This is a genomic window from Superficieibacter electus (assembly GCF_002915575.1).
GTDB lineage: Bacteria > Pseudomonadota > Gammaproteobacteria > Enterobacterales > Enterobacteriaceae > Superficieibacter > Superficieibacter electus.
Window position 1 is genome coordinate 44,247 of record NZ_PQGD01000024.1, and the last position, 25,903, is coordinate 70,149.

At 55.3% G+C, this 25,903-nt stretch carries 20 protein-coding genes and 1 riboswitch; of the genes, 6 read left to right on the top strand and 14 right to left on the bottom strand.

Going from position 1 to position 25,903, the window contains the following annotated elements; translation table 11 throughout:
* Nucleotides 1–31: 31 nt before the first annotated feature.
* Nucleotides 32–2,377, bottom strand: a complete 2,346-nt coding sequence (gene lptD / locus CHU32_RS23065; RefSeq protein WP_103678414.1) for an LPS assembly protein LptD — start codon at nucleotides 2,375–2,377, stop codon at nucleotides 32–34.
* Between the two features lie 184 nt (nucleotides 2,378–2,561).
* On the opposite strand from lptD, the gene djlA reads away from it, so the two are divergent.
* Entirely contained in the window at nucleotides 2,562–3,374 is an 813-nt protein-coding gene (djlA, locus tag CHU32_RS23070) for a co-chaperone DjlA (RefSeq protein WP_103678413.1), read from the top strand.
* 837 nt (nucleotides 3,375–4,211) lie between these two features.
* On the opposite strand, the gene rluA is transcribed toward djlA, so the two are convergent.
* The 8 genes from rluA to araB all read right to left on the bottom strand — a co-directional run bounded on the left by rluA (nucleotide 4,212) and on the right by araB (nucleotide 15,691).
* The gene (rluA, locus tag CHU32_RS23080) at nucleotides 4,212–4,871 is read right to left on the bottom strand and encodes a bifunctional tRNA pseudouridine(32) synthase/23S rRNA pseudouridine(746) synthase RluA (protein ID WP_103678411.1); all 660 of its coding nucleotides are present in this window, start codon (nucleotides 4,869–4,871) and stop codon (nucleotides 4,212–4,214) included.
* An 11-nt stretch (nucleotides 4,872–4,882) separates the two neighbouring features.
* Nucleotides 4,883–7,789 carry an RNA polymerase-associated protein RapA gene (gene rapA, locus CHU32_RS23085; protein WP_103678410.1) on the bottom strand — a complete coding sequence of 969 codons (2,907 nt, stop codon included), beginning with the start codon at nucleotides 7,787–7,789 and terminating at the stop codon, nucleotides 4,883–4,885.
* Nucleotides 7,790–7,920: 131 nt separating this feature from the next.
* Nucleotides 7,921–10,278 (bottom strand): DNA polymerase II, encoded by a 2,358-nt coding sequence (gene polB, locus CHU32_RS23090; protein WP_103678409.1) that lies wholly within the window; start codon nucleotides 10,276–10,278, stop codon nucleotides 7,921–7,923.
* Between the two features lie 50 nt (nucleotides 10,279–10,328).
* A complete protein-coding gene (locus tag CHU32_RS23095; protein WP_103678408.1) occupies nucleotides 10,329–10,952 on the bottom strand; it encodes a YdcF family protein in 624 nt (207 codons plus the stop codon).
* Between the two features lie 127 nt (nucleotides 10,953–11,079).
* Complete coding sequence (locus CHU32_RS23100) at nucleotides 11,080–11,481, bottom strand: hypothetical protein (protein ID WP_103678407.1); 402 nt, start codon at nucleotides 11,479–11,481, stop codon at nucleotides 11,080–11,082.
* A 181-nt stretch (nucleotides 11,482–11,662) separates the two neighbouring features.
* Nucleotides 11,663–12,358: an L-ribulose-5-phosphate 4-epimerase gene (gene araD / locus CHU32_RS23105; protein WP_103678406.1), complete on the bottom strand. Its 696-nt coding sequence runs from the start codon at nucleotides 12,356–12,358 to the stop codon at nucleotides 11,663–11,665.
* A gap of 110 nt (nucleotides 12,359–12,468) precedes the next feature.
* On the bottom strand, nucleotides 12,469–13,971 hold the full coding sequence (araA, locus tag CHU32_RS23110) for an L-arabinose isomerase (RefSeq protein WP_103678405.1): 1,503 nt from the start codon (nucleotides 13,969–13,971) through the stop codon (nucleotides 12,469–12,471).
* 10 nt (nucleotides 13,972–13,981) lie between these two features.
* Entirely contained in the window at nucleotides 13,982–15,691 is a 1,710-nt protein-coding gene (araB, locus tag CHU32_RS23115) for a ribulokinase (RefSeq protein ID WP_103678404.1), read from the bottom strand.
* A 337-nt stretch (nucleotides 15,692–16,028) separates the two neighbouring features.
* On the opposite strand from araB, the gene araC reads away from it, so the two are divergent.
* Entirely contained in the window at nucleotides 16,029–16,874 is an 846-nt protein-coding gene (gene araC, locus CHU32_RS23120; RefSeq protein WP_103678403.1) for an arabinose operon transcriptional regulator AraC, read from the top strand.
* Nucleotides 16,875–16,994: 120 nt separating this feature from the next.
* Nucleotides 16,995–17,771 carry a DedA family protein gene (locus tag CHU32_RS23125; protein WP_103678402.1) on the top strand — a complete coding sequence of 259 codons (777 nt, stop codon included), beginning with the start codon at nucleotides 16,995–16,997 and terminating at the stop codon, nucleotides 17,769–17,771.
* Here CHU32_RS23125 and thiQ read toward each other — a convergent pair.
* The 4 genes from thiQ to sgrR form a co-directional block, all read right to left on the bottom strand.
* Nucleotides 17,739–18,449, bottom strand: a complete 711-nt coding sequence (gene thiQ / locus CHU32_RS23130; RefSeq protein ID WP_103678401.1) for a thiamine ABC transporter ATP-binding protein ThiQ — start codon at nucleotides 18,447–18,449, stop codon at nucleotides 17,739–17,741. The two genes, CHU32_RS23125 and thiQ, sit on opposite strands and share 33 nt — an antisense overlap.
* The gene (thiP, locus tag CHU32_RS23135) at nucleotides 18,433–20,043 is read right to left on the bottom strand and encodes a thiamine/thiamine pyrophosphate ABC transporter permease ThiP (protein ID WP_103678400.1); all 1,611 of its coding nucleotides are present in this window, start codon (nucleotides 20,041–20,043) and stop codon (nucleotides 18,433–18,435) included. The genes thiQ and thiP overlap by 17 nt, the downstream gene beginning before the upstream one ends.
* On the bottom strand, nucleotides 20,019–21,002 hold the full coding sequence (gene thiB, locus CHU32_RS23140) for a thiamine ABC transporter substrate binding subunit (protein ID WP_103678399.1): 984 nt from the start codon (nucleotides 21,000–21,002) through the stop codon (nucleotides 20,019–20,021). The genes thiP and thiB overlap by 25 nt, the downstream gene beginning before the upstream one ends.
* Nucleotides 21,003–21,034: 32 nt before the next feature.
* A riboswitch (TPP riboswitch) is annotated at nucleotides 21,035–21,127 on the bottom strand.
* A gap of 36 nt (nucleotides 21,128–21,163) precedes the next feature.
* Nucleotides 21,164–22,819, bottom strand: a complete 1,656-nt coding sequence (gene sgrR / locus CHU32_RS23145) for an HTH-type transcriptional regulator SgrR (protein WP_103678398.1) — start codon at nucleotides 22,817–22,819, stop codon at nucleotides 21,164–21,166.
* Nucleotides 22,820–22,835: 16 nt separating this feature from the next.
* On the opposite strand from sgrR, the gene sgrT reads away from it, so the two are divergent.
* A complete protein-coding gene (sgrT, locus tag CHU32_RS23150) occupies nucleotides 22,836–23,093 on the top strand; it encodes a glucose uptake inhibitor SgrT (RefSeq protein WP_425444908.1) in 258 nt (85 codons plus the stop codon).
* Between the two features lie 122 nt (nucleotides 23,094–23,215).
* On the top strand, nucleotides 23,216–24,394 hold the full coding sequence (locus CHU32_RS23155; protein ID WP_103678396.1) for a sugar efflux transporter: 1,179 nt from the start codon (nucleotides 23,216–23,218) through the stop codon (nucleotides 24,392–24,394).
* An 83-nt stretch (nucleotides 24,395–24,477) separates the two neighbouring features.
* On the opposite strand, the gene CHU32_RS23160 is transcribed toward CHU32_RS23155, so the two are convergent.
* A complete protein-coding gene (locus CHU32_RS23160) occupies nucleotides 24,478–24,960 on the bottom strand; it encodes an NADP oxidoreductase (RefSeq protein ID WP_103678395.1) in 483 nt (160 codons plus the stop codon).
* Between the two features lie 296 nt (nucleotides 24,961–25,256).
* Here CHU32_RS23160 and CHU32_RS23165 point away from each other — a divergent pair, with 296 nt between their 5' ends.
* The gene (locus CHU32_RS23165; RefSeq protein ID WP_103678394.1) at nucleotides 25,257–25,871 is read left to right on the top strand and encodes a TetR/AcrR family transcriptional regulator; all 615 of its coding nucleotides are present in this window, start codon (nucleotides 25,257–25,259) and stop codon (nucleotides 25,869–25,871) included.
* Nucleotides 25,872–25,903 lie beyond the last annotated feature (32 nt).

Sequence of the window (25,903 nt, forward strand, 5' to 3'; positions counted from 1 at the left end):
GCAATGCGGATTACGTTTTCAAACAACTGCATTACAGAGAGCTACGGTAAGGCAAAATGTTCGAGCGCAGCATCTGCTGTGTGCCCAGACCATAGTTTGAACTCAGGCCACGCAGTTCAATATTAAAGCCGATGACGTTATCGTACACGCTTTGATCGTTTTCCCAGCCGTTAAGTTTACGCTCATAACCGACGCGGATCGCATAACAGCAGGAGTTGTACTGCACGCCCACCATCTGATCGGCCGCTTTTTTCTCGTTGGTATCGAAATACCATGCGCCAACGAACGACCAGCGATCGGCAATCGGCCAGCTGCCGACGGCACCGACCTGAGAGATCCCCTCTTTATACTCGTCTGACGTTGCGTAAGACGGCAGCGTCGCCTGAATATATTCCGGGCTGGCGTAACGGTAATTCAATTGCAACAGACGATCCTGGTCACGACGATACTCTACCGTTGCGCTGCTGGTGGCCACGTTGTCCAGACGCGTATCGTACTGCACACCACCGCGCAGACCCCAGCGGTCAGAGATGCGCCAGTAGGTATCGCCTGCCCATACCAGTGAACCGGTTTGGTCGTCATCTTCCCAATGAATATTATCGTCATCACCGGTACGCGACTCGGTGAAGTAGTAGATTTGACCCACGGAAACGTTAAAACGTTCCACGGCGGCGTCATCATAAATACGTGAAGTCACCCCGGTCGTTACCTGGTTTGCCGACGCGATACGGTCAAGACCGCCGTAGCTGCGATCGCGGAACAGACCGGTATAGTCAGATTGCAGTAAGGATGAGTCGTAGTTATTGATGTGGCTCTGGTCGCGATACGGTACGTAAAGGTACTGCGCACGCGGTTCCAGCGTCTGGGTATAGCCTGCGGCCCAGTTCATATCACGCTCGAAAACCATTTTGCCGTCGACTTTGAACTGCGGCATCACGCGGTTGACCGAGTCATCAAGCTGCGTCGTGTTATTACGGTTATACGTGTCCAGATTGGTTTGCTGATAATGGGTCGCCAGCAGTTTGGCTTCGGTATTTACACTGCCCCAGCCGTTAGACAGCGGCAGGTTGATAGTCGGTTCAAGGTGCAGACGCGTCGCTTCTGGCTGGTTGCTTTCGGTATTGACGAAATGCACCGCCTGGCCATAAATGCGGGTATCAAACGGGCCGACATCGTTCTGGTAGTAGTTAACGTCGAGCTGCGGCTCTGCGGAGTAGCTGCTGTTGTTCTGATCGCTAAAGACCTGGAACTGCTTGGTCGATACGGTGGCATCAAAGTTCTGCACCGCGTAGCCGAGGCTGAATTTCTGCGTGGCATAACCGTCGGTACTGGAGCCGTATTTACTGTCGAAGTCGTTAAAATAGTTCGAGTCGCTGACTTTGGTGTAGTCGACGTTAAAGCGCCAGACCTGATCCAGCACGCCAGCGTGCTGCCAGAAGAACAACCAGCGATGGCGGCTGCCTTCTTTATCATGATCGTCCTGATACACGTCATCTGACGGCAGGTAATCGAGTTCCATCAAGCCCGCGCCCGCCTGGGTCAGGTAGCGGAATTCGTTCTCCCACATCACGTTGCCACGACGGTGCATGTAGTGCGGCGTGATGGTGGCGTCCATGTTGGGCGCGATGTTCCAGTAATACGGCAGGGTGAACTCAAAGTAGTTCTTGCTGCTGTATTTGGCGTTGGGGATCAGGAAACCTGAACGGCGCTTGTCGCCGACCGGCAATTGCAGGTAGGGGCTATAAAAGACCGGAACCGGGCCCAGCTTAAAGCGAGCGTTCCATATTTCCGCCACCTGTTCTTCACGATCGTGGATCACTTCGCTACCGACGACGCTCCAGGTATCGGAGCCGGGCAGACAGGACGTAAACGTACCATTTTCCAGAATGGTGTAGCGGTTTTCGCCACGCTGTTTCATCAGATCTGCTTTACCGCGGCCCTGACGGCCCACCATCTGATAATCACCTTCCCAGATATTGGTATCTTTGGTATTCAGGTTGGCCCAGCCTTTTGGCCCTTTGAGGATCACCTGGTTATCGTCGTAATGCACGTTTCCGAGCGCATCGACGGTACGAACCGGCTCAGGCTGGCCCTCGGCGTCTTTCTGATGAAGCTGAACTTCATCGGCTTGCAGGCGGCTGTTGCCCTGATTGATATCCACGTTGCCAGTAAATGCCGCATCATCGGGATAGTTCCCTTTAGCATGATCGGCATTGATGGTGACCGGTAATTCATTCGGCTCGCCCTCCACCAAAGGACGGTTATAGCTCGGCACGCCCAGCATACACTGCGAGGCGAGATCGGCGGCCAAACCCTGCTGGCTGTACAGGGCGCTGGCGATCATGGTGGCCAGAAGGGTGGGAATACGTTTTTTCATACGTTTTATGTGTTGTTCCGTCATCAGTGGCGTAGCGGCTAGCAAACGGTCAGAGACTAACTTACTCGTCCACATCGCGCTAGTCTTAATCCTGCCCGTTTCATGCCCTTATGTTAGGCACGGCATAGAATGACGGGTATGATAAAACATATTTTAGTCGCAGGCATGACGATTTGGGGAGTATATGCAGTATTGGGGCAAAGTGATTGGCGTAGCGGTGGCATTAATGATGGGCGGCGGCTTCTGGGGCGCGGTGCTTGGGCTACTGATAGGCCATATGTTTGACAAGGCGCGGAGCCGTCGACTGAACTGGTTTGCTAATCAACAGGAGCGACAATCGCTGTTTTTTGCCACCACCTTTGAGGTGATGGGACATTTAACCAAATCGAAAGGCCGGGTCACGGAAGCCGATATCCATATTGCCAGCGTATTTATGGATCGCATGAGTCTGCATGGTGAATCGCGTAGCGCAGCCCAGCAGGCATTTCGTGTGGGGAAAGCGGATAACTACCCGCTGCGCGATAAAATGCGTGCGTTTCGCAGCATCTGTTTTGGTCGTGCCGATTTGATTCGGATGTTTCTGGAAATTCAAATCCAGGCGGCATTTGCGGATGGCCAACTGCATCCCAACGAGCGCGCAGTGTTGTATGTCATCGCTGAAGAGCTGGGTATTTCCCGCACCCAGTTCGATCAGTTCCTGCGCATGATGCAGGGGGGCGCGCAGTTTGGCGGCGGTTATCAGCAGCAGTCCGGCGGTGGCTGGCAACAGGCGCAGCGAGGCCCTACTCTGGAAGACGCCTGTAATGTGCTGGGGGTCAAGCCAACGGATGATGCAATGACCATCAAGCGAGCCTACCGTAAGCTGATGAGCGAGCATCACCCGGATAAGCTGGTGGCAAAAGGTTTACCGCCGGAAATGATGGAGATGGCGAAGCAAAAAGCGCAGGAAATTCAGAAAGCGTACGAGCTGATTAAAGAGCAGAAAGGGTTTAAGTAAGGTAGCTGGGGTTTCCCCTCACCCCAGCCCTCTCCCCAGGGGAGAGGGAGCACTCCGTACCCGTCTTGTATCCCTTAGGATCGCTCACCGCATATGGCAGAGAGCATCTTTCTCCCTCTCCCTCAGGGAGAGGGCCGGGATGAGTGTGAGACGCCTGACGTTTCCGGCCATCTTCCCACATGGCAGAGACCATTTTTCACCCTCTCCCTCAGGGAGAGGGCCGGGGTGAGGGGGAGACGCCTGACGGTTCCGGCTATCTTCCCACATGGCAGAGACCATTTTTCCCCCTCTCCCTCAGGGAGAGGGCCGGGGTGAGGGGGAGACGCCTGACGTTTCCGGCCATCTTCCCACATGGCAGAGACCATTTTTCCCCCTCTCCCTCAGGGAGAGGGCCGGGGTGAGGGGGAGACGCCTGACGTTTCCGGCCATCTTCCCACATGGCAGAGACCATTTTTCCCCCTCTCCCTCAGGGAGAGGGCCGGGGTGAGGGGGAGACGCCTGACGTTTCCGGCCATCTTCCCACATGGCAGAGACCATTTTTCCCCCTCTCCCTCAGGGAGAGGGCCGGGGTGAGGGGGAGACGCCTGACGTTTCCGGCTATCTTCCGATATGGCAGAGACCATCTTTCCCCCTCTCCCTCAGGGAGCGGGCCGGGATGAGGGTGAGACGCCTGGCATTTCCGGCCATCTTCCCACATGGCAGAGACCATTTTTCCCCCTCTCCCTCAGGGAGAGGGCCGGGGTGAGGGTGAGACGCCTGACGTTTCCGGTCATCTTCCCATATGGCAGAGACCATCTTTCCCCCTCTCCCTCAGGGAGAGGGCCGGGGTGAAACGTTTTAGAAATCTGCCGGCGCTTTAAACGTCATTGAATTACCATACGCCGGATGGGTAATGGTCAGCATTTCCGCGTGCAGCAGCAGGCGCGGTGCTAATGCCAGCGCCTGCGACGTGGCATAAAATCGATCGCCAAGGATCGGATGACCCAGCGCCAGCATATGCACGCGCAACTGGTGAGAACGACCAGTAATCGGCTTGAGCACCACGCGAGCGGTATTATCCGCCGCGTACTCCACCACCTCATACTCCGTCTGCGCCGCTTTGCCAGTCTCAAAACAGACTTTCTGTTTTGGCCGGTTCGGCCAGTCGCAAATCAGCGGTAAATCCACCAGCCCCTCCGCTTTTGCCGGATGGCCCCAGATCCGCGCCACGTACTGCTTTTTCGGCTCACGCTCGCGGAACTGACGCTTTAGTTCGCGCTCGGCGGCTTTGGTCAGCGCCACCACAATCACGCCGCTGGTCGCCATGTCCAGACGATGCACAGATTCCGCCTGCGGATAATCGCGCTGGATGCGCGTCATCACGCTGTCCTTATGCTCGTCAAGACGCCCGGGCACGGACAACAGGCCGCTCGGCTTGTTGACCACCATAATATGCTCATCCTGATACAGAATGACCAGCCATGGCTCCTGCGGCGGATTGTAGTTTTCCATTCCCATCATCGTTTCCGTTACTGATGCGTGACGACAATCAGACGCAACGCATCCAGACGCCAGCCCGCCTGCGCGAGGCTTTCCATCACCTGCTGGCGATTGCTGTCAATAGCCGCCAGCTCATCGTCACGGATGTTCGGGTTAACCGCTTTCAGCGCCTCCAGACGCGACAGCTCGGCAGACAGTTTTTCATCGGCTTCGCTGCGTGCCGCATCCACCAGCGCACGGGCAGTTTTTTCAATCTGCGCTTCGCCCTGTTGCAGGATCGCATGAACGTCCTGCTGGACGGCATTCACCAGCTTGCTGCCAGTGTGACGATTGACCGCACTGAGCTGGCGATTGAAGGTTTCAAACTCGACTTGCGCGGCGAGGTTAGTACCGTTTTTATCCAGCAGCATACGTACCGGCGTTGGCGGCAGGAAGCGGTTTAGCTGAAGCTGTTTGGGTGCCTGCGCTTCCACCACATAAATCAGTTCCAGTAGCAGTGTGCCCACAGGCAGCGCCTTGTTTTTTAGTAGTGAAAGCGTGCTGCTACCCGTGTCGCCGGACAAAATCAAATCCAGACCGTTGCGGATCAGCGGATGCTCCCAGGTAATAAATTGCGCATCTTCTCGCGACAGTGCGACATCACGTTCAAACGTAATGGTACAGCCATCTTCCGGCAGGCCGGGGAAATCTGGCACCAGCATATGATCGGACGGCGTCAGAACGATGAGGTTTTCTCCCCGGTCATCCTGGTTGATGCCCACGATATCGAACAGGTTCATGGCGAAGGCAATAAGATTAGTGTCGTCATCCTGCTCTTCAATGCTTTCCGCCAGCGCCTGCGCTTTCTCGCCGCCGTTAGAGTGGATTTCCAGCAGGCGGTCGCGCCCCTGTTCAAGCTGGGCTTTCAGCGCATCGTGCTGCGCGCGACAGGATTTGATCAGATCATCAAAGCCGTCGGTGTTTTCCGGCGCAGCAAGATAGTTAATCAAATCGTGATAAACCGTATCGTAAATCGCACGGCCGGTCGGGCAGGTATGCTCGAACGCGTCCAGACCTTCGTGATACCAGCGGACCAGCACCGACTGCGCGGTTTTTTCAAGATACGGCACGTGGATCTGGATGTCGTGCGCCTGGCCGATACGATCCAGACGACCAATACGCTGCTCCAGCAGGTCCGGGTTGAACGGCAGGTCGAACATCACCAGATTGCTGGCAAACTGGAAGTTACGCCCTTCAGAGCCGATTTCCGAGCACAGCAGCACCTGTGCGCCGCTGTCATCTTCGCCAAACCAGGCGGCGGCGCGGTCGCGTTCAATAATCGACATCCCTTCGTGGAACACCGCCGCGCGGATGCCTTCGCGCTCGCGCAGCACCTGCTCCAGTTGCAGGGCGGTAGTTGCCTGAGCACAAATCACCAGTACTTTCTGTGAGCGATGGCTGGTCAGATAGCCCATCAGCCATTCAACGCGCGGATCGAAGTTCCACCAGGTGCCGGTATCACCTTCAAATTCCTGATAAATCTGCTCCGGATAGAGCATGTCGCGCGCTCGGTCTTCCGCACTTTTACGTGCGCCCATAATCCCCGAGACTTTGATGGCGGTTTGATACTGGGTCGGCAACGGCAGTTTAATAGTGTGAAGCTCGCGTTTCGGGAAGCCCTTAACGCCGTTACGGGTGTTGCGGAACAGCACGCGGCTGGTGCCGTGACGGTCCATCAGCATGGAAACCAGTTCCTGACGGGCGGACTGCGCACCGTCACGATCGCTGTTCGCCGTTTGCAGCAGCGGTTCGATATCCTGCTCGCCGATCAGCTCGCCCAGCGTATTCAGTTCACTGTCGCTGAGCTTGTTGCCCGCCAGCAGCAGGGCGACGGCATCGGCTACCGGACGGTAATTATTCTGCTCTTGCACAAATTGGGCGAAATCGTGGAAGCGATCCGGGTCCAGCAGGCGCAGACGCGCAAAGTGGCTTTCCATCCCCAGTTGTTCCGGCGTTGCGGTCAACAACAGGACGCCAGGTACGCGCCCGGCAAGCTCTTCAATGGCCGTATATTCACGGCTCGGCGCGTCTTCGCTCCACACCAGGTGATGCGCCTCATCAACCACCAGTAGATCCCATTCGGCATCACACAGATGTTCAAGGCGCTGTTTATTGCGGCGCACAAAGTCCAGCGAGCAAATCACCAGTTGTTCGGTCTCAAAAGGATTGTCTGCATCGTGCAGAGCTTCGGCATAACGTTCATCGTCGAACAGCGCGAAACGCAGGTTAAAGCGGCGCAGCATTTCGACCAGCCACTGATGCTGTAATGTTTCCGGAACCACCACCAGCACGCGCTCCGCCGCCCCGGACAGCAGTTGTTGATGCAGGATCATCCCCGCTTCGATGGTTTTTCCAAGACCCACTTCATCGGCCAGCAGCACGCGCGGCGCATGGCGGCGGCCAACGTCATGGGCAATATTCAACTGATGGGGGATTAGGCTGGTGCGCTGTCCGCGCAGGCCGCTGTACGGCATACGATACTGTTCGCTCTGGTATTTACGTGCCCGATAGCGCAGCGAGAAGCGATCCATCCGGTCGATTTGCCCGGCGAAAAGGCGATCCTGCGGTTTGCTGAACACCAGTTTACTGTCGAGGAACACCTCACGTAGCAGCACGTCTTTTTCTTCGGTATCCAGACGCGTACCTGAGTAGGCGAGCAGACCATTTTCTTCTTTTACATCATCAATATGTAACTGCCAGCCTTCATGGCTTGTTACTGTATCACCGGGATTGAACATCACACGGGTAACGGGTGAGTCGCTACGTGCATACAGGCGATTTTCTCCGGTAGCCGGGAATAACAGAGTGAGAGTACGCGCGTCCATCGCGACAACAGTTCCAAGTCCGAGTTCGCTTTCGGTGTCGCTGATCCAGCGTTGACCAAGGGTAAAAGGCATATGTGTTCGGCTCTATCTCTTTGATTACAGGCAATAACTTACCGCTGCCATCCGGGAATGGCAGCGGTATTAATTGGGTCCAGGAATGGAAAGGGCGCTATGGTACTGGATGGCAACGGATTCGTCACGTATCAAAATAGCCCCAGTTGCCCCGTCACTAGTGTAGCAAAATTATCATCCATAAAGGGGAGTATTCCCTCGGCGACTGGCTCCAGCTGACGGGTGAGATAATGGTCGTAATCCAGCGGCGAATGCTGATAGTCAATCGGCTCAGGACCATGAGTGGTCCAGACATATTTTATGGTCCCGCGATTCTGATATTGCGCCGCACGACCGCGCTTCAGATTCTCTTCATCGGCCAGCCGCGCGGCGCGCACATGTGGCGGTACGTTGCGCTGGTATTCACTCAGCGGGCGGCGCAGACGCTTGCGATAAACCAGCCTGTCGTCCAGCTCGCCCGCCATGAGTTTATCAATGGTTTCACGCACGAATTCTTTATACGGTTCACGACGAAAAATACGCAGATACAGTTCCTGCTGGAACTGCTGTGCCAGCGGGGTCCAGTCGGTACGCACGGTTTCCAGCCCTTTAAACACCATGCGCTGTTTGTCGCCTTCCTGAATCAGCCCGGCGTAGCGTTTTTTACTGCCGGTGTCAGCCCCACGAATCGTCGGCATCAAAAAGCGGCAGAAGTGCGTTTCAAACTCCAGCTCCAGCGCGCTGGTTAAGTGCTCCTTACTCAGTTCAGTCGCCCACCAGTCGTTGACCTTTTGCACCAATGTCTGACCAATCTGCGCGGCGTCATCTTCACTGTGGGGACGTTTGAGCCAGACAAAGGTTGAGTCGGTATCGCCGTAAATAACATCATAACCTTCAGCCTCAATCAGCGCTTTGGTCTGGCGCATGATCGCATGGCCGCGCATTGTGATCGACGACGCCAGCCGCGGATCGAAAAAGCGGCAGGCACTGGTGCCGAGTACACCATAGAAGGCGTTCATGATGATCTTCAGCGCCTGTGACAAAGGCTTATTGCCGTGCCGCTTAGCGTCTTCTCGCCCGTGCCAGATCTGGCTGACGATCTCCGGCAGACAGTGCTTGTCACGAGAAAACCACGCGTCAAGAAAACCTTCGGTGCTGTGTTCAGGATCGGGCTGCGCCATCCCTTCAATTAACCCGACCGGGTCAATCAGGAAGGTGCGGATGATCGACGGATACAGACTTTTATAATCCAGCACCAGCACCGAATCATACAGACCAGGCCGGGAGTCCATCACATAGCCGCCAGGGCTGGCCTGTGGCGGCACCGAACCCATATTTGGCGCGACGTATCCGGCGCGATGCATACGCGGGAAATAAAGATGGCTGAAGGCGGCGACCGAACCGCCGTGGCGATCAACCGGCAGGCCGTTAACCGTCGCCCGCTCCAGCAGGAAGGGCATGATCTCCGTTTTATGGAAAATACGGGTGACCAGCTCACAGTCTTTGAGGTTATAGGTGGCTAACGCAGGTTTATCTTCGGCGAAACGGCGGTCAATTTCGTCCATCCGGTCCCACGGATTATCAATGGATTTCCCTTCGCCCAGCAGCTCGCGCGAGACCGACTCCAGTGAAAAAGAGGAGAAATTCCAGAAGGCCGATTTCAGCGCGTCAATACCGTCAATAATCACCCGGCCATTCATTTGTGCGAAAAATACGCCGTTCTTAAAACCGTGTTCACGCCATTCCAGCTCGCTATTACCGCGGCCCAGACGCAGCGGAATGCGATAGCGTTCGGCATGTTTTTGCAGCATTCGTAAATCGAATCCCACCACGTTCCAGCCAATCAGCACGTCCGGATCGTGCTCAGCAAACCAGGCGTTAAGTTTTTCCAGCAGCAGTGGACGACTGGCCACGTACTCAAGGTGAAAATCGAGCGGTGGGTCCTCGCCGTCAGGTTGACCCAGCATATACACCACCCGCTGACCGCAGCCCTCAAGGCCGATGCAATACAGTTCGCCGTGGCGGGTGGTTTCAATATCCAGCGATACCCATTTCAATGGTGGCCGATAGTGCGGATTGGGCTTCAGGCGGGCGTTGATCAGTGCGCCATTCTGCTCTTCACCGTCAACCCAAACGGGCGCAGTAATAAACCGTTCCATCAGGAAGCGCTCAGGCGGGCGCACGTCGGCTTCATAGACCGTCACGCCATTCTCACGCAGTCGTTTTTCGTAATTCATCAACTGGCGGTGCGAGCGACAATACAGGCCGTAAACCGGGCGGCGGTGAAAATCTTTTAGCTCAAGCGGGGTCAGTCGATAGCCGTGTTCGCCGCTGAGTACCTGTTGCGCGCGGGCAACATGGTCGGCAGGAATAAAGGCAACGGACTCCTGCGGCGGCAGCGTAATGTGCAGGGGACCGTCATCTGTCGCCAGCCAGAATGTGACCTCCGTGCCCTGCGGGGTATCCCGCCAGTGCCGGGTTAAAATAAAGCCTTCTCGCGCCTGCGCCACGCTCAGTTCCTGTCCGCTAAAGTCAGACGTAATTATAACCTGTTTTGGCGTCAGGTACTGACTTTTTGTACAGCGGTTTGCGGCATCAGACGATAAATACGATAACCGGTATACCAGAGCGATTCACGTGTCAGCATGGAAAGACGCGTCGACCAGCTTCGGTATAGTGAACCCGGCGCGGGGGAGGACCAGGCCTGAATATCGTTATCCCAGGCGATAAGCATTAAACGATACATATGCAGCGGGTCGCTAACCATCAACGCGGTGGTTAACTGGTGCGCCTGCATTAATGCTTTGGCATTCTGGACATTATCGCGGGTTTTTGTCGAGGTTTCTTCAGTCAGAATGGCAGAGGCGGGAATGCCCTGTTCAAGCAAATACTGGCGGGCGATGGCGGCGTCAGCGTGCTGTGCATGCGCGCTAAGCCCACCCGTTAAAATATTGATCCGCACCAGTCCTTCTTGCCAAAGATGAATAGCGTGATCGAGGCGCGCCTGAAAGACCGGGGAAGGGCGCTCCCCCTCGACGCCAGCGCCGGCCACAATCGCGCAGTCAGCCTTTTGCGTTTGATCCTGCTGGCTGAAGTGGTAAATCGCGACGGCGTTGTAAATAAATACGATAGCGATGAGTACAAGAATAAGTCCTGCCCCCCGGCCTGCATATTTCAGTTTCATCTCTGCTTGTCCTTACTGCATTACTCTGCCTGAAATTGACCCGGGTTATCTTTGCATAAAAAAGCGATGTGGTCACAAAATAGCGGATATTGGTCGAAAACCATTTCTTCAGCGGCAGCACTGGAGCCTAAATAAAAAGCTGTTTTTTGCCATTAGTTTCAAGCACCGTTAAAAAGCATTTTTTATTTATAGGATGAATATTTGGTGTTAACCGCAACGTCTGAATATCGTTCAGCGCCCAGCTTTGGTTATCGATACTCAGCCGGCCCGGCGCGATAACGATCTCCGCTGGCGTCGTCGATTTTCGCCAGCAGGCCCAGCCATAAACTGGCACCAGGAAAAGAAGCTCGCCTGCCAGCGTGACGATAATGCCTGTTACGATCATCTCAATGATAGGCAGCCCCAGAAAACAGGCAATGATGACTAAAAACAGTATGCTGCACGGAATGGTGGCGATGGGAAAATAGTTATCTTTTATTAATGATTTCGTAATGATTGATTTATTTAATGTATATTTAGTTTCCGTCATTATCATTATCTCCGTTCTGACGGCACTAAAATAGCATGATTAACGTAATGGCAAAATAAGCCGGTTAATGCAGGAGCATAACAAGGTGAGCGTTGTGGATAAGAGACATGATTATTCGGCGCTATGGGCATTAGGGCATGATGCCGCCGGAAAATAGCTTCTCCGACGGCTCCGGTGTTAATTATTGCCCGTAATACGCCTTCGCCCCATGCTTGCGAAGATAGTGCTTATCCAGCAGGGTTTGCTGCATGTCCGGCAACTGTGGCGCGAGCTGGCGGCAGAAGATGCCCATATAGGCGACTTCTTCCAGCACAATGGCGTTGTGCACCGCATCGTCGGCGTTTTTTCCCCATGCGAACGGACCGTGGGAATGGACCAGCACACCCGGCATTTGCGCGGCGTCAATGCCCTGTTTTTCAAAGGTTTCAACGATAACGTTGCCGGTTTCCCATTCGTACTCGCCGTTAATTTCAGCGTCGGTCATTTTACGCGTGCAGGGAATAGTGCCGTAGAAATAGTCGGCGTGGGTGGTGCCGGTAGCCGGAATGGACTGTCCTGCCTGCGCCCAGATGGTCGCGTGGCGCGAATGAGTATGCACGATGCCGCCGATGGTCGGGAAGGCCTGATAGAGCAGGCGGTGAGTGGGGGTGTCGGAAGACGGTTTTTTCGTACCGTCAACGACCTCGCCGGTATCGATGCTGACCACCACCATATCCTCGGCCGTCATCACGCTATAATCGACGCCGGAAGGTTTGATCACAAACACGCCGCGCTCGCGATCGACGGCGCTGACGTTACCCCAGGTAAGGGTGACCAGGTTGTGTTTTGGCAGGGCCAGATTTGCCTCCAGCACCTGACGTTTGAGATCGTCTAACATGTTGGTCTCCATGCCGGATGGCGCTGCGCTTATCCGGCCTGTGGATGGTGGTTTTCATAACGAACAACGCGTCACAGGCCCGGTAAGCGAAGCGCCACCGGGCATTGCGGTTAGCGTTTTGAGCCGAAATAAACTTCGTTCCAGCGCAGCGCGTCTTTAAACGCGGGCAGGCGGGTGTCGTTGTCGATGACGGCAATCTCAATGTCGTGCAGCTCGGTAAACTGGCGCATATCGTCCAGCGTCAGCGCGTGGCTGAAAACGGTGTGGTGCGCGCCACCGGCGATGATCCACGCTTCTGAGGCGGTCGGGAGGTCCGGCTGGGCTTTCCACAGGGCGTTCGCCACCGGCAGTTTCGGCAGATCGTGCGGGGTTTCGACGGAATCAACACAGTTGACCAGCAGGCGGAAACGATCGCCGAGATCGATAAGGCTCGCCGCAATCGCCGGGCCGGTTTTGGTGTTGAAAATCAGACGCGCCGGATCGGCCTTGCCACCGATACCCAGTGGCTTAACCTCAAGGATCGGTTTTTCATCGACGGCGATGCTCGGACACACTTCAAGCATATGTGAGCCGAGCACCAGATCGTTACCCTTCTCAAAGTGGTAGGTGTAATCCTCCATAAATGAGGTGCCGCCCTGCAGACCGGTTGACATCACCTTCATGATGCGTAGCAGAGCGGCGGTTTTCCAGTCGCCTTCGCCCGCAAAGCCGTAGCCCTGCTGCATCAGGCGCTGCACGGCGAGCCCCGGAAGCTGCTTCAGGCCGTGTAAATCTTCAAAGGTGGTGGTGAACGCGTGGAAACCGCCTTCTTCGAGAAAGCGCTTCATCCCCAGCTCAATACGCGCTGCGTCGATCACGTGCTGCCGTTTGTCGCCGTGGATTTGCGCCGCTTCCGTCAGGCGATAACTGCTTTCGTACTCATCGACCAGGGCGCTAATATCACCGTCGCTCACGGCATTGACGACCTGAACCAGATCGCCCACCGCCCAGGTATTCACCGAGAAGCCGAATTTAATCTGTGCCGCGACTTTATCGCCGTCGGTCACCGCCACTTCACGCATATTGTCGCCAAAGCGGCACACTTTCAGATGGCGGGTATCCTGCTTCGACACCGCCTGACGCATCCACGCGCCGATACGCTGATGAGCGTCTTTATCCTGCCAGTGGCCGGTCACCACGCTGTGCTGTAAACGCATCCGCGCGCCGATAAAGCCGAACTCGCGGCCGCCGTGCGCGGTCTGGTTGAGGTTCATAAAGTCCATATCAATGCTGTCCCACGGCAGGGCGGCATTGAACTGGGTATGGAATTGCAGCAGCGGCTTATTAAGAATGGTCAGTCCGTTGATCCACATTTTTGCCGGTGAAAACGTATGCAGCCAGACCATCAGGCCCGCGCATTTATCGTCGTAGTTGGCATCGCGGCAGATAGCGGTGATTTCATCCGGCGAAGTCCCCAGTGGTTTCAGGACCAGTTTGCACGGCAAATTACCTTCATTGTTCAGCGCATTCACCACGTGCTCCGCGTGCTGCGTTACCTGGCGCAGGGTTTCCGGGCCGTAAAGATGCTGGCTGCCAATTACAAACCATACTTCATAGTTATTAAAAATCGTCATTGTCATGTCCTTAACAGGTCAGAGATGTCTGGTGAGCCGGGGCAGGTTGTTGCGGCGCGGCTTCGGGAAGGTAATGCTGCTCGGCGCTGACCGCCCACTGCTGATAGCGGCGATAGAGCTGTTCAAAACGTTGCGCCTGCTGAGGACGCGGTTGCAGGGTAATTTCGACGGCGCTGGCCATACTTGCCTGTGCAGCAGGGATATCGGTATGCACGCCTGCCGCGACGGCGGCGAAAATCGCCGCGCCCAGCGCACAGCACTGATCGGAGGCTACGATTTGCAGTGGCCGGTTCAGCACGTCGCAGCAGGCCTGCATAATCACCGGGTTTTTACGCGCGATGCCACCGAGAGCCATTACGTTATTGACCGCAATTCCCTGTTCGGTAAAGCATTCCATAATGGCGCGTGCGCCAAAGGCAGTAGCGGCAATCAGACCGCCAAACAGCGCGGGAGCGTCCGTCGCCAGGTTCAGATCGGTAATCACCCCTTTCAGTCGCTGGTTGGCATTCGGCGTGCGACGACCGTTAAACCAGTCGAGTATTACCGGCAGGTGATCGAGTGAGGGATTTTTGGCCCACGCCTCGGTGAGCGCCGGGAGCAACTGCTTCTGGCTGGCGTGAATGTGCTCTTTCAGTTCAGGATGCTGCGCGGCGAGTTGTTGCAGCGGCCAGCCGAGAATGCGGCCAAACCACGCGTAAATATCGCCAAACGCCGATTGCCCGGCTTCCATGCCGATAAAATCAGGCACCACGCTGCCGTCAACCTGACCGCAGATACCTTTCACCGCGCGGTCGCCGACGCTGGGTTTGTCAGCGATCAGAATGTCACAGGTAGAGGTACCGATCACTTTAACCAGCGTATTGGGCTGCGCACCCGCGCCCACAGCGCCCATATGGCAGTCAAACGCGCCGCCAGAGATAACCACGCTTTGCGGCAGGCCAAGACGCTGCGCCCATTCCGCGCTCAGGTTGCCCACCGGCACATCTGCCGTGTACGTTTCGCTGAACATCGGGTACGTCAGATGGCGGTTGAGCAGAGGATCAAGTTCGTCAAAGAAACTGGCTGGCGGCAGTCCGCCCCAGCCTTCATGCCACAGTGATTTATGCCCGGCACTGCAGCGGCCGCGACGGATGTCGGCAGGGCGCGTGGTGCCGGAAAGCAGGGCAGGCACCCAGTCGCATAGCTCAATCCACGAGGCCGCCGCCTCTGCCACCGCGCTGTCCTCGCGCGTCACATGAAGAATTTTGGCCCAGAACCATTCGCTGGAGTAAATGCCGCCAATATAGCGCGAGTAGTCTTCTTTGCCCGGCGTATGGCACAGGCGGGTGATTTCTTCGGCTTCTTCCACCGAGGTATGATCTTTCCACAACACGAACATCGCGTTCGGGTTGTCGGCAAATTCCGCTCGCAGCGCCAGCACGTGTCCTTGTGCATCAATGGGGGCCGGGGTGGAACCGGTGCTGTCTACGCCAATGCCGACAACGTGTTGATGTTGAACGTCTGTTAATTCTGCCAGCACGCTTTTGATTGCAGCTTCCATCGACTCAATATAATCGCGCGGATGGTGACGGAACTGGTTATTCGGGGCATCGCAATAGCGGCCCTCCTGCCAGCGCGGATACCACTCCACGCTGGTGGCGATTTCCTCGCCAGTGGCGCAATCCACCGCCAGCGCGCGCACAGAATCACTACCAAAATCGAGGCCAATTGCAATCGCCATCGTGTTACTCCATCCAGAAAAACAGTGATGGTGAAACAGTAGAGACTGGGGAAAAAAAGCGTCAGGCCGGAACCGCTAATCTTATGGACAAACCGGCTATAGCATTGCAAAGTGTGACGGCGTGCAAATATTCAATGTGGACTTTTCAACCTTCTTTATAGACACTCTTGTTACGACTTTGAAACTGTCATGTAGCCTTTTAACCGGGGGAAAGCGTCTCCGGAGCGGAGTCAGGGCGGTGACTTCAACATTTTTGTTAATTTTGCCCGGCGTCGAGTGCATAAAATCACAATATGGACAATTGGTTTCCTAAACTGTTCTCGGGAGTGTAAAAGTAATGGCTGAAACGCAAAACGATCCTCTCCTGCCTGGCTATTCATTTAATGCACATCTGGTGGCAGGGTTAACACCTATTGAGGCAGGCGGCTACCTGGATTTCTTTATCGATCGGCCGCTGGGGATGAAGGGATATATCCTCAACCTGACCGTGCGTGGTGAAGGGGTGATTGATAATCATGGCCAGCGCTTTGTCTGCCGTCCTGGCGATATGTTGCTGTTTCCGCCAGGCGAAATCCACCATTACGGTCGCCATCCTGAGGCGAAGGAGTGGTATCACCAGTGGGTCTATTTCCGCCCGCGTGCTTACTGGCAGGAGTGGCTGGCGTGGCCGACCATTTTCGCCCAGACGGGGTTTCATCGGCCGGACGCGTCGCATGAGCCCATGTTTCGCGAGTTATTCGCGCAAATTATTGACGCCGGTCAGGGAGCCGGGCGCTACTCAGAACTGCTGGCGATCAATTTGCTTGAGCAATTGTTATTGCGTCGCATGGAAGCGGTGAATGAATCCCTGCATCCGCCGCTGGATCACCGGGTGCGCGAGGCGTGCCAGTACATCAGCGATCATCTCTCAGACAGCCATTTTGATATTGCCAGCGTTGCGCAGCACGTATGTCTTTCCCCGTCCCGACTCTCGCATTTGTTCCGCCAGCAGCTTGGCGTCAGCGTATTGAGCTGGCGTGAGGATCAGCGTATCAGCCAGGCGAAATTTCTGCTCAGCACCACCCGCATGCCGATTGCCAGCGTCGGGCGCAATATTGGCTTTGAAGATCAGCTCTACTTTTCCCGCGTTTTTAAAAAATGCACCGGTGCCAGCCCCAGCGAATTCCGTTCGGGATGTGAATAAAAAGTGAATGATGTGTCCGGATGCTTGTCATAACCGTTAACCTATTCAGACAATTGATAGCTTGACGTCGTATACACCGCTGCGCAGAATCCCTGCTTCAGAATTCCTGACGGACACCTTATGCAAGCACTGCTGGAACATTTTGTCACTCAATCAGCCAGTTACTCTCTGATTGCCATCGCGCTGGTCGCGTTTCTTGAATCACTGGCGCTGGTGGGCCTGATTTTGCCGGGCACGGTAATGATGGCCGGGCTGGGCGCATTGATTGGCAGTGGCGAGGTCAACTTCTGGCAGGCGTGGCTGGCAGGGATTGTCGGCTGTTTGCTGGGCGACTGGATTTCGTTCTGGCTGGGCTGGCGCTTTAAAAAGCCGCTGCACCGTTGGTCATTTATGAAGAAGAATAAGTCGCTGCTGGATAAAACCGAGCACGCGCTGCATCAACACAGCATGTTTACGATTCTGGTCGGGCGCTTTGTCGGGCCAACCCGCCCGCTGGTACCGATGGTCGCCGGAATGCTCGATTTGCCGGTCGCGAAATTTGTGGTGCCGAATATTATCGGCTGCCTGTTCTGGCCGCCGGTGTACTTCCTGCCGGGGATACTTGCCGGGGCGGCAATAGATATTCCAGCTGATGCGCAGAGCAGTGGATTTAAATGGTTACTGCTGACGGCGGGTCTGCTGCTGTGGATAGGTGCCTGGCTATGCTGGAGACTGTGGCGCAGCGGGAAAAGCGGCAGCAGCCGTCTTTCGCAGCTTTTGCCGAGGGCAAGACTGATCTGGCTGGCACCGCTGGTCAGTGGCATCGCCGTGGTGGCGCTGGTGGCGGCAATTCGTCATCCTTCCATGCCGGTTTACGCTGACATTTTAGTCCGGGTGGTTACCGGCAATCCCCAGTAGCGAAGATGCCGTCGCGCGACCACTCAGTAACTCGGCGGTTGCGCCGTCCCAGGTGATTCTGCCGTCGGCAATCACCAGCGAGCGCGTGGCGATACGCGCGGCGTCCTCTACGCTGTGTGAGACCATCAACAGCGTCAGGTGCTGACGGCGGCAGACGTCGCCGACCAGGCTCAACATTTCCTGGCGCAGCGCCGGATCGAGTGCGGAAAATGGCTCATCCAGCAGCAGTATCGGCTGCTCACGCACCAGGCAGCGAGCCAGTGCCGCCCGCTGACGCTGTCCGCCTGATAACTCAGAAGGCAGACGATCCAGCAGCGATTCAATTCCCATCTGGCTGGCAATCAATTGCAGTTTTTGCCGTTGTGCTTCGTTCAGCTTCAGTCCTGGATCTAACCCCAAAGCAATGTTTTGTCGCACGCTAAGATGGCTGAAAAGGTTATTTTCCTGGAACAGCATTGAGACCGGGCGGCGCGCTGGCGGCGTGTGTGTATGGATCTTATTTTCAATCAGAAGAGTGCCGCTCTGCGGCGTGAGAAAACCCGCAATCAGATTCAGCAGCGTACTTTTCCCCGCGCCGCTCGGACCCAGTACCGCGACCTGCTCGCCCTGTTTAATGGAGACGGTGAAGCGCATCGGCAGATGCTGATAAAGCCAGATAACATCAGTAAGTTTCAGCATGGCGTCCCGGAAGTTTTTCAATGACGGTAAAAAGGACAAAACAAAGCAAGAGCAGCAGCAGAGCGGTGACGGCCCCTTCCTGAGTGCGATATGAGCCGATTTGCTGATAAAGATAAAACGGCAGCGTACGAAAATCATCATTACCAAACAGGGCAACGACGCCAAAATCACCAATCGACAGGACGCAGGCAAAGGCCAGTGCCTGGGCCAGCGGTCGCCTGAGCGCACGTAATTCCAGTATCTTAAGCCGGGTAAATCCTTCCATTCCCAGCGACTGGCATAACAAAGTGTAACGCGCGCTGAGATCGCGCATCGGATTATCCAGCACCTTCAGGGCATAAGGAATGGCCATCAGCGCGTTAGTGAAAACGACAATGCCATCCGCCGATTGCGGCAGCCCGACACTATTGTTAAGCAATAAAAAGAATCCTGTGGCCAGCACAATCCCCGGCATGGCGAGAATTAACATTCCGGAAAGCTCCATCGCCTGTCCCGCCAGCGGACGCGCTCTGGCGCGAAGCTCGCGGCTACTCCACAGTAGCATCATGGTCAGCACTACGCACAGTACGCCTGCCGCGATGGCGATGCGCAATGAAGTCCACAGCGCCTGCCAAACGGCGGGTTGTTGCAGCACGTTGGGGAGATCGCGGTTAACTCCTTCTATCATCACCGCCAGCAGTGGCGGCAGTAACAGCAGCAGGGCACAGGCGATCAGCAGCGTATCGGCGATGCGGCTTAAGCGGCGGTCATCCGGATCGCGCCAGCCTTTAATCTGAGTATTGCCCACCGCAATCGCCTTGCTCAGGCGCTGGCTGAGTAGCACCAGACCAAGACAGCAGATCATCTGGATCAGCGCCAGCATCGCCGCGCGCCCTGGATCGTAATCAAAATTCAGTGCCTGGTAGATGGCCAGTTCAATGGTCGTCGCCTGCGGCCCACCGCCCAGCGACAGCACGGTGGCAAAGCTGGCGAAACAGAGCATAAAAATTAGCGCGGCAACGGGCGGGATCTGGCGGCGCAGCCATGGCCACTCGACAAAGCGGAAAAAATCATACCCGCGCATGCCCAGCTGCGCCGCTAACTGCCGTTGTTCGCCTGGGATCTGCTCCAGCACCTGAAGCAGCAGGCGCGTCGCCATCGGCAGGTTAAAGAAGATGTGCGCCAACAGAATACCCTGCAAACCATACGGGGAAAATGTCCACTCCAGGCCGAGCAACTGACACAGCGACGCCAGCCATCCCTGACGTCCATAAACGCTCAGAATACCGAACACGCCGACTAATACCGGCAGGATCAATGTCATGGCGCACAGACGCAGCAGCATTACTCTGCCGGGAAATCGACGGCGGTAAAGCGAACGGGCAAGAAAAATTGCCGGACCGACCGACAACAGCGCCGACAAAAATGCCTGCCAGAAGGAAAAGCGTAACACGTGCCACAGGTAGCTGTCCGCCAGCAGCGTGCGCCATGCCGCCTGCGGCGCGCTGGTCCATAGTGCCAGAAATGCCGCCAGCGCGACCGCCACCATCAAGGTGGCGGCGGCGAGGCCGGGGATCATCCAGCCGGGAATTAACGGCTGACGGCGCGTTGCCATTCGCTAATCCACTGTGCGCGCTGCTGTGCAACCTCCTGTGAGGAAAATTGCAGCGTGGTGGCGGGTTTCGCCAGCCCGGCAAACCCTTCAGGCAACGGCACGTCAGTGACCGGATACATCCAGTTGCCGGTAGGAATTGCTTTCTGGAAGGCCGGGGAAACCATAAAGGTCAGGAATTTCTTCGCCAGCTCAGGCTGCTTGCTGGCCGCCGTGCGCGCGGCGACTTCAACCTGCAGATAATGGCCTTCAGCAAAATTTGCCGCTGCGTACTGCAATTTTTTCTCTTCAATGATGTGGTAGGCCGGAGAGGTGGTATAGCTCAGCACCAGGTCGCTCTCGCCTTTCAGAAATAGCCCGTAAGCCTCGCTCCAGCCTTTAGTGACGGTGACGGTTTTGGCCGCCAGCTTCTGCCAGGCCTCCGGCGTTTTATCGCCGTAGACTTTATGCATCCACAGTAGCAGGCCCAGGCCTGGGGTGCTGGTGCGCGGATCTTCGTAAATCACTTTCCATTTCTGGTCGCTTTCAACCAGTTCTTTCAGGCTCTTGGGCGGATTTTTCAGCTTGTTTTTGTCATAGACAAAGGCGAAGTAACCGTAGTCGAACGGCACGAAGGTGTCGTTGTTCCAGCCGCCAGGCACCTTAACCGCACTGTCTGGCACCTCGCTTTTGGCAAACAGTTTGGTTTGGGTGGCGGCTTCAAGCAGGTTGTTATCCAGCCCCAGCACCACGTCGGCTTTGCTGTTTTTACCTTCCATTCGCAGGCGGTTGAGCAGCGACACGCCGTCCTCCAGCGCTACGAATTTCAGTTCGCAGTCGCAGTCGGCTTCGAAGGCTTTTTTAACCACCGGGCCTGGGCCCCAGTCGGCAGAGAAAGAGTCATAGGTATAAACAGTAAGAACAGGTTTGGCGATGACGGGCGCGGCAACCAGCGCCAGCAGCGGCAGATATTTTTTTAACACTTTGCACCTCAGTAGATGGGTGGCAAAGGATTTTGAGCGGTAGCCTCAAATCCCTTCGCCGGCATTATCCGGATCAGGTTCGACGGGTATTTTCTCAGCTGTCATCAGCACCCCGTTGAGAACGTTCACAGTGTAATAATTTTGTCAGTATTCTGAAAGCATTATGGTTCAGGCGGTGCAAACCAGGCGGATTTAAAATCAAACCAGCCCAGAGTATTCATGCGCAGGCCGCGCATACTGCGCTGCCCCTGGAGCACCAGCCAGTGATGAATAAGCGGTACAATGTTCTGGCTGACCTGGAGCTGCTGGCTCCAGGTGGCCGGATTTAATTCCCCTCGCCGCCAGCGGCTGGCGTCTTCCTCCCAGTTAATCGGGATGCAGTGGCGAATTAGCGGCACTTCATATAAATGAGCAAACAGAGAGAAATCGAGCGGCAGGGTAAAGTTAGCGCTGTTTAACCAGACGTCGCTTACCGTCTCGCCACGATGCCACTCTTCATATTCCAGCTCGCGGATCTCCAGCGTGACCTGATGTTCCGCCAGTAGCGCTTTCATAATACCGCCCATCATCCGGTGCTCGACGTGGTCCTGATAGTAGGTCAGGGTAACGGTTTCCAGCCCGGCGGGTTTTTCACAGGGACGGCTTTGTGCGTGGTGCCAGCGGGGAAGCAATCCGTAGGCCGGGAACCAGGTGCTTTGGTAATGCTCGCCCGCGTGATAAAGCATATTCGCTGGCTGGAAGAGATAGCTCAGCCACTGGCGCACAGCCGGGTTATTACCGCGCGGACTGCGGGCATCGAACAGCAGGTAATAGCATCCTTCCTCAAGACGGCTTTCCACTGCCTTTTCACTTTGTACCGAGCCTTGTAGCGTCAGGCCGCCGTTAGGCTCTTCACTGATTTCTGGCAGTACCCAGACATTAACTTCATCTATCAGTGCCCGAAAACCAAAATAGTCGTCAAACGCGTGGATCTTAAATTGATTCTGGTTGTTACGCCCGACCGCATAGGGGCCGGTGCCGACAGGAAGCTTTGTGAACTGGCTCATGGATTCCCACTCGCGCGGCAGGATCATCGCGGCGGTATGCCCCAGAAGCCACGGAAGCCAGCGATCGGGCTGGCGCAGATGAATATCCAGCGTCCAGGCAGTGGGAGAGTAAATACCGGTGATATTTGAAAAAAGAGGCAGAGGATTAACGCGTTGCAGGCAGGCAATAATGTCCTCCATTTCCAGCTCGCGGCCGTGATGAAAATGGATGCCGGGGCGAACGAAAAAGCGCCAGTGTAGCGGCGAAATTTGCTGCCAGTGATGGGCGATATCCGCTTCCAGTTCCCCATTTTCCTCATTTACGCGGGTTAAGGCGTTAAAAATCTGCCGCGCCATGTGGACTTCCGAACGGCGCAGGGCGGTGCCAGGCAGCAGGCTTTTCATCGGACGGTAATACAACACGCGTAAAATATGCCGTCCCTGCCGAAAACTGCGGCCTAAATGGGAGACCAGCATCTGCCGCACCGTGGCTTTATCGCCCACCAGTTGCACCAGTTGATCAATGCGATCCTGCTCCAGCAGATCTTCCGCACGCTGTTGCTGAAGCGCCAGCCCGGTATACAGAAACGTGAGCCTTGAGCGCTTCCCCCGCCCGGCTTCCGCCTCCCAGGTCAGCCAGCCACGGGCCTGCATGGTATTGAGGAGCGTACGCATATGACGGCGCGAGCAGCTCAGCAGTTCCGCCAGCTCGTTGAGAGTGGTCTCCTGAGACTTGCCGTCACAGCATTGCCACAGGCGGATAAATTGTTGTTGCAGACGGCCGGACGACATAAAAGGGGAACTCCTGATGAAAATCCAGCAATTTATTTATCCCTATATTAAGCCAATAATTAGCTGCGATGAAGCAAGGAGGTGGATTATGCAGAGATCGTTCATTCGTCAGTTTTACCTGCGCTATTTTATTGCGACACAGGATGTGTGCTGGCTGGCCCGCCAGAGCGCGAAACAGCGGTTCGGGTTACTTGCTGAACTGATGCAGTGGGACGTTACAAATCCTGACTCTGATCCTGCTTATTCTCTGGAGGCAATTTCACCAGAGCAATAAACAGGGCGCTAACTTGCAGACATCATGTGTGACTGAGTATTGGTGTAAAATCACCCGCCAGCAGATTATTTCTGCTGGCTTTTTTCGTTTTCATTTTTGCTTTGCGGATAAAAGGACTCTTGATGCTCTGGGTAATGACGATGGCACGGCGGCTCAATGGCGTGTATGCCGCATTTATGATCGTGGCATTTATGATGGGTATTGCGGGCGCGCTACAGGCACCGACACTAAGCCTGTTTTTGAGCCGTGAAGTAGGGGAAGAACCCTTCCGGGTTGGGCTATTTTATACCGTTAACGCTATCGCCGGGATCCTGATCAGTCTGCTGCTGGCAAAACGTTCTGACCGCCAGGGGGACAGGCGCAGGCTAATTATGTTTTGCTGCCTGATGGCGGTGGGCAACGCGATGTTATTTGCCTTTAACCGTCATTACCTGACGCTTATCACCTGCGGCGTATTGCTGGCGTCGCTGGCCAACACCGCGATGCCGCAGCTTTTCGCCCTTGCGCGGGAATATGCCGACAACTCGGCGCGTGAAGTGGTGATGTTCAGCTCAGTGATGCGCGCCCAACTCTCGCTGGCGTGGGTTATCGGTCCGCCGCTGGCCTTTATGCTGGCGCTGAATTATGGCTTTACCACCATGTTCATCATCGCCGCCGGCATTTTTTTAATTAGCCTGATGCTTATCGCGCTGATGCTACCCTCGGTGGCGAGGGTGGAACAGCCTGCTGCTGTGGCGATAACCCAGGTCAGCGGATGGCAGCGTAAGAGTGTGCGCATGCTTTTTATTGCCTCCACGCTGATGTGGACCTGTAACACCATGTATATCATCGATATGCCACTGTGGATCAGCCATGATCTGGGGCTACCGGATAAGCTGGCCGGAATATTGATGGGAACCGCCGCCGGGCTGGAGATCCCGGCAATGATTATTGCAGGTTACTATGTTAAGCGTTTCGGCAAGCGCAAAATGATGATCGTTGCCACTGCGGCAGGCGTGCTGTTTTACGGCGGATTAATTTTCTTCCACAGCCAGCAGGCATTACTGCTGTTGCAGGTCTTTAACGCCATCTTTATTGGCATTGTGGCGGGTATTGGCATGCTGTGGTTTCAGGATTTGATGCCGGGCCGGGCAGGCTCGGCAACCACATTATTCACTAACAGTATTTCAACGGGGGTGATCCTGGCTGGGGTGCTTCAGGGCGCGCTGGCGCAGGGCTATGGACATGCGGTGGTTTACTGGGCGACAGGGGCGATTTCACTGGTGACGCTGGCTATTACCAGCCGGGTCAAAGAGGAATAAATGCAAAAACCTGATTTCTGGCAATCCACCGGAGAAAATAAGGCCTCAGTGAGGAAATACCGAGTTTGTGGCAACGTTATTGCTCACTGATGCATTTCTATCATATTGAAATCCGACTCATTGCTTATCATGCTGACAGGACCTGACAACGAAAACAAATTGATGATTTCTTCATTCACTGTTGTCAGGATCGCGGTCGGCTCACCCGACTCATTCACGGTGGCAAGGAGTAATCTGACGCAATCCGCATGATTGAACAACTGCTGTAATTCTCTTAGTTGAATACCCGCCGCCAGAGAAATTAGTGTTTGCGTACGGCGTAACCTGATACAGCGTGCTAATTCAACCAGGGCGTGGCGGTTGGTATTAGTAAAAATGATATCTGCTTCATCAACGACCGCCTGATGGCTGTCCAGAGTCCAGCAGGGATATTCCCGCGCCAGCCTTTGTGCAGTTTCGCCTGAACCGATGGACAGGAATACCTGGGCGTCAGGCATGGCCTTAAAAATCACCCTGACCAGCAATTCAGTACGTGTATCTACCTCAACAATACCTATTCTTTTCATCACTATACCGTCATCGGGAGGCCGCTAACCGGGATACGCTTTGTGAACTGCGATGGCGGCTGTTAGCACGATACAATCCACCTGTACTGGCCATTCCCTTACCGGCATGAAGATCCGTTTCGTCGTCAGAAGGGGAGTAGTTATACTCTGGCTCAACAGCACAACGTGAGTGCCAGCATGTACTCACAGTAGTTTGTTAAGAAGACATGACGCGACCTGAAAGCATCTTTCTTTGTGACTAAATTACCAAATGGTTACTCGTTGTCAATCCGAACCTATCACGCTAAGCTGAAAGAATGACTAAAAATATGAACGCTCCTTCATCACGTGGTCCGCTGGATCACAATGTCCGGGATCAGATAGTGGAAGCCGCCACAGAACATTTCGGACACTATGGCTATGAAAAAACCACCGTCTCGGATCTGGCGAAATCTATCGGATTTTCAAAAGCCTACATTTATAAATTTTTCGACTCCAAACAGGCTATCGGCGAGGTCATTTGCGCTAATCGGCTGGAGATGATCATGGCGGTAGTCAATGCGGCCATTGCCGACGCCTCCTCAGCAAGCGAAAAACTCCGCCGCCTGTTCAGGGCGCTTACTGAAGCGGGCAGTGAACTTTTTTTCCACGATCGAAAGCTCTATGACATTGCCGCTGTTGCGGCGAGGGATAAATGGCCTTCAACGCTGAAATATGAAGAGCGCCTGCAAAAAATGGTGGGTAGCATCATTACCGAAGGCAGGCAGGTTGGGGAGTTCGAACGAAAAACGCCCCTTGACGAGGCCACACAGGCAATATACCTGGTGATGCGGCCTTTCGTAAGCCCCGTTCAGTTGCAATACAACCTGGAAGCAGCGCCGACCGCTGCCGTGCTGCTGTCGTCTTTGATTCTGAGAAGTCTGGCACCGTAATTTAGTGACTGTTGACTTTTTTGGTCACTAGT

Excerpts from the sequence above, each read along its gene's own strand:
- lptD (WP_103678414.1), bottom strand. The coding sequence starts at position 2,377 with ATGAAAAAACGTATTCCCACCCTTCTGGCCACCATGATCGCCAGCGCC.
- djlA (WP_103678413.1), top strand. The coding sequence starts at position 2,562 with ATGCAGTATTGGGGCAAAGTGATTGGCGTAGCGGTGGCATTAATGATG.
- rluA (WP_103678411.1), bottom strand. The coding sequence starts at position 4,871 with ATGGGAATGGAAAACTACAATCCGCCGCAGGAGCCATGGCTGGTCATT.
- rapA (WP_103678410.1), bottom strand. The coding sequence starts at position 7,789 with ATGCCTTTTACCCTTGGTCAACGCTGGATCAGCGACACCGAAAGCGAA.
- CHU32_RS23095 (WP_103678408.1), bottom strand. The coding sequence starts at position 10,952 with ATGAAACTGAAATATGCAGGCCGGGGGGCAGGACTTATTCTTGTACTC.
- CHU32_RS23100 (WP_103678407.1), bottom strand. The coding sequence starts at position 11,481 with ATGACGGAAACTAAATATACATTAAATAAATCAATCATTACGAAATCA.
- araD (WP_103678406.1), bottom strand. The coding sequence starts at position 12,358 with ATGTTAGACGATCTCAAACGTCAGGTGCTGGAGGCAAATCTGGCCCTG.
- araA (WP_103678405.1), bottom strand. The coding sequence starts at position 13,971 with ATGACGATTTTTAATAACTATGAAGTATGGTTTGTAATTGGCAGCCAG.
- araB (WP_103678404.1), bottom strand. The coding sequence starts at position 15,691 with ATGGCGATTGCAATTGGCCTCGATTTTGGTAGTGATTCTGTGCGCGCG.
- araC (WP_103678403.1), top strand. The coding sequence starts at position 16,029 with ATGGCTGAAACGCAAAACGATCCTCTCCTGCCTGGCTATTCATTTAAT.
- CHU32_RS23125 (WP_103678402.1), top strand. The coding sequence starts at position 16,995 with ATGCAAGCACTGCTGGAACATTTTGTCACTCAATCAGCCAGTTACTCT.
- thiQ (WP_103678401.1), bottom strand. The coding sequence starts at position 18,449 with ATGCTGAAACTTACTGATGTTATCTGGCTTTATCAGCATCTGCCGATG.
- thiP (WP_103678400.1), bottom strand. The coding sequence starts at position 20,043 with ATGGCAACGCGCCGTCAGCCGTTAATTCCCGGCTGGATGATCCCCGGC.
- sgrR (WP_103678398.1), bottom strand. The coding sequence starts at position 22,819 with ATGTCGTCCGGCCGTCTGCAACAACAATTTATCCGCCTGTGGCAATGC.
- sgrT (WP_425444908.1), top strand. The coding sequence starts at position 22,836 with ATGAAAATCCAGCAATTTATTTATCCCTATATTAAGCCAATAATTAGC.
- CHU32_RS23155 (WP_103678396.1), top strand. The coding sequence starts at position 23,216 with ATGCTCTGGGTAATGACGATGGCACGGCGGCTCAATGGCGTGTATGCC.
- CHU32_RS23160 (WP_103678395.1), bottom strand. The coding sequence starts at position 24,960 with ATGAAAAGAATAGGTATTGTTGAGGTAGATACACGTACTGAATTGCTG.
- CHU32_RS23165 (WP_103678394.1), top strand. The coding sequence starts at position 25,257 with ATGACTAAAAATATGAACGCTCCTTCATCACGTGGTCCGCTGGATCAC.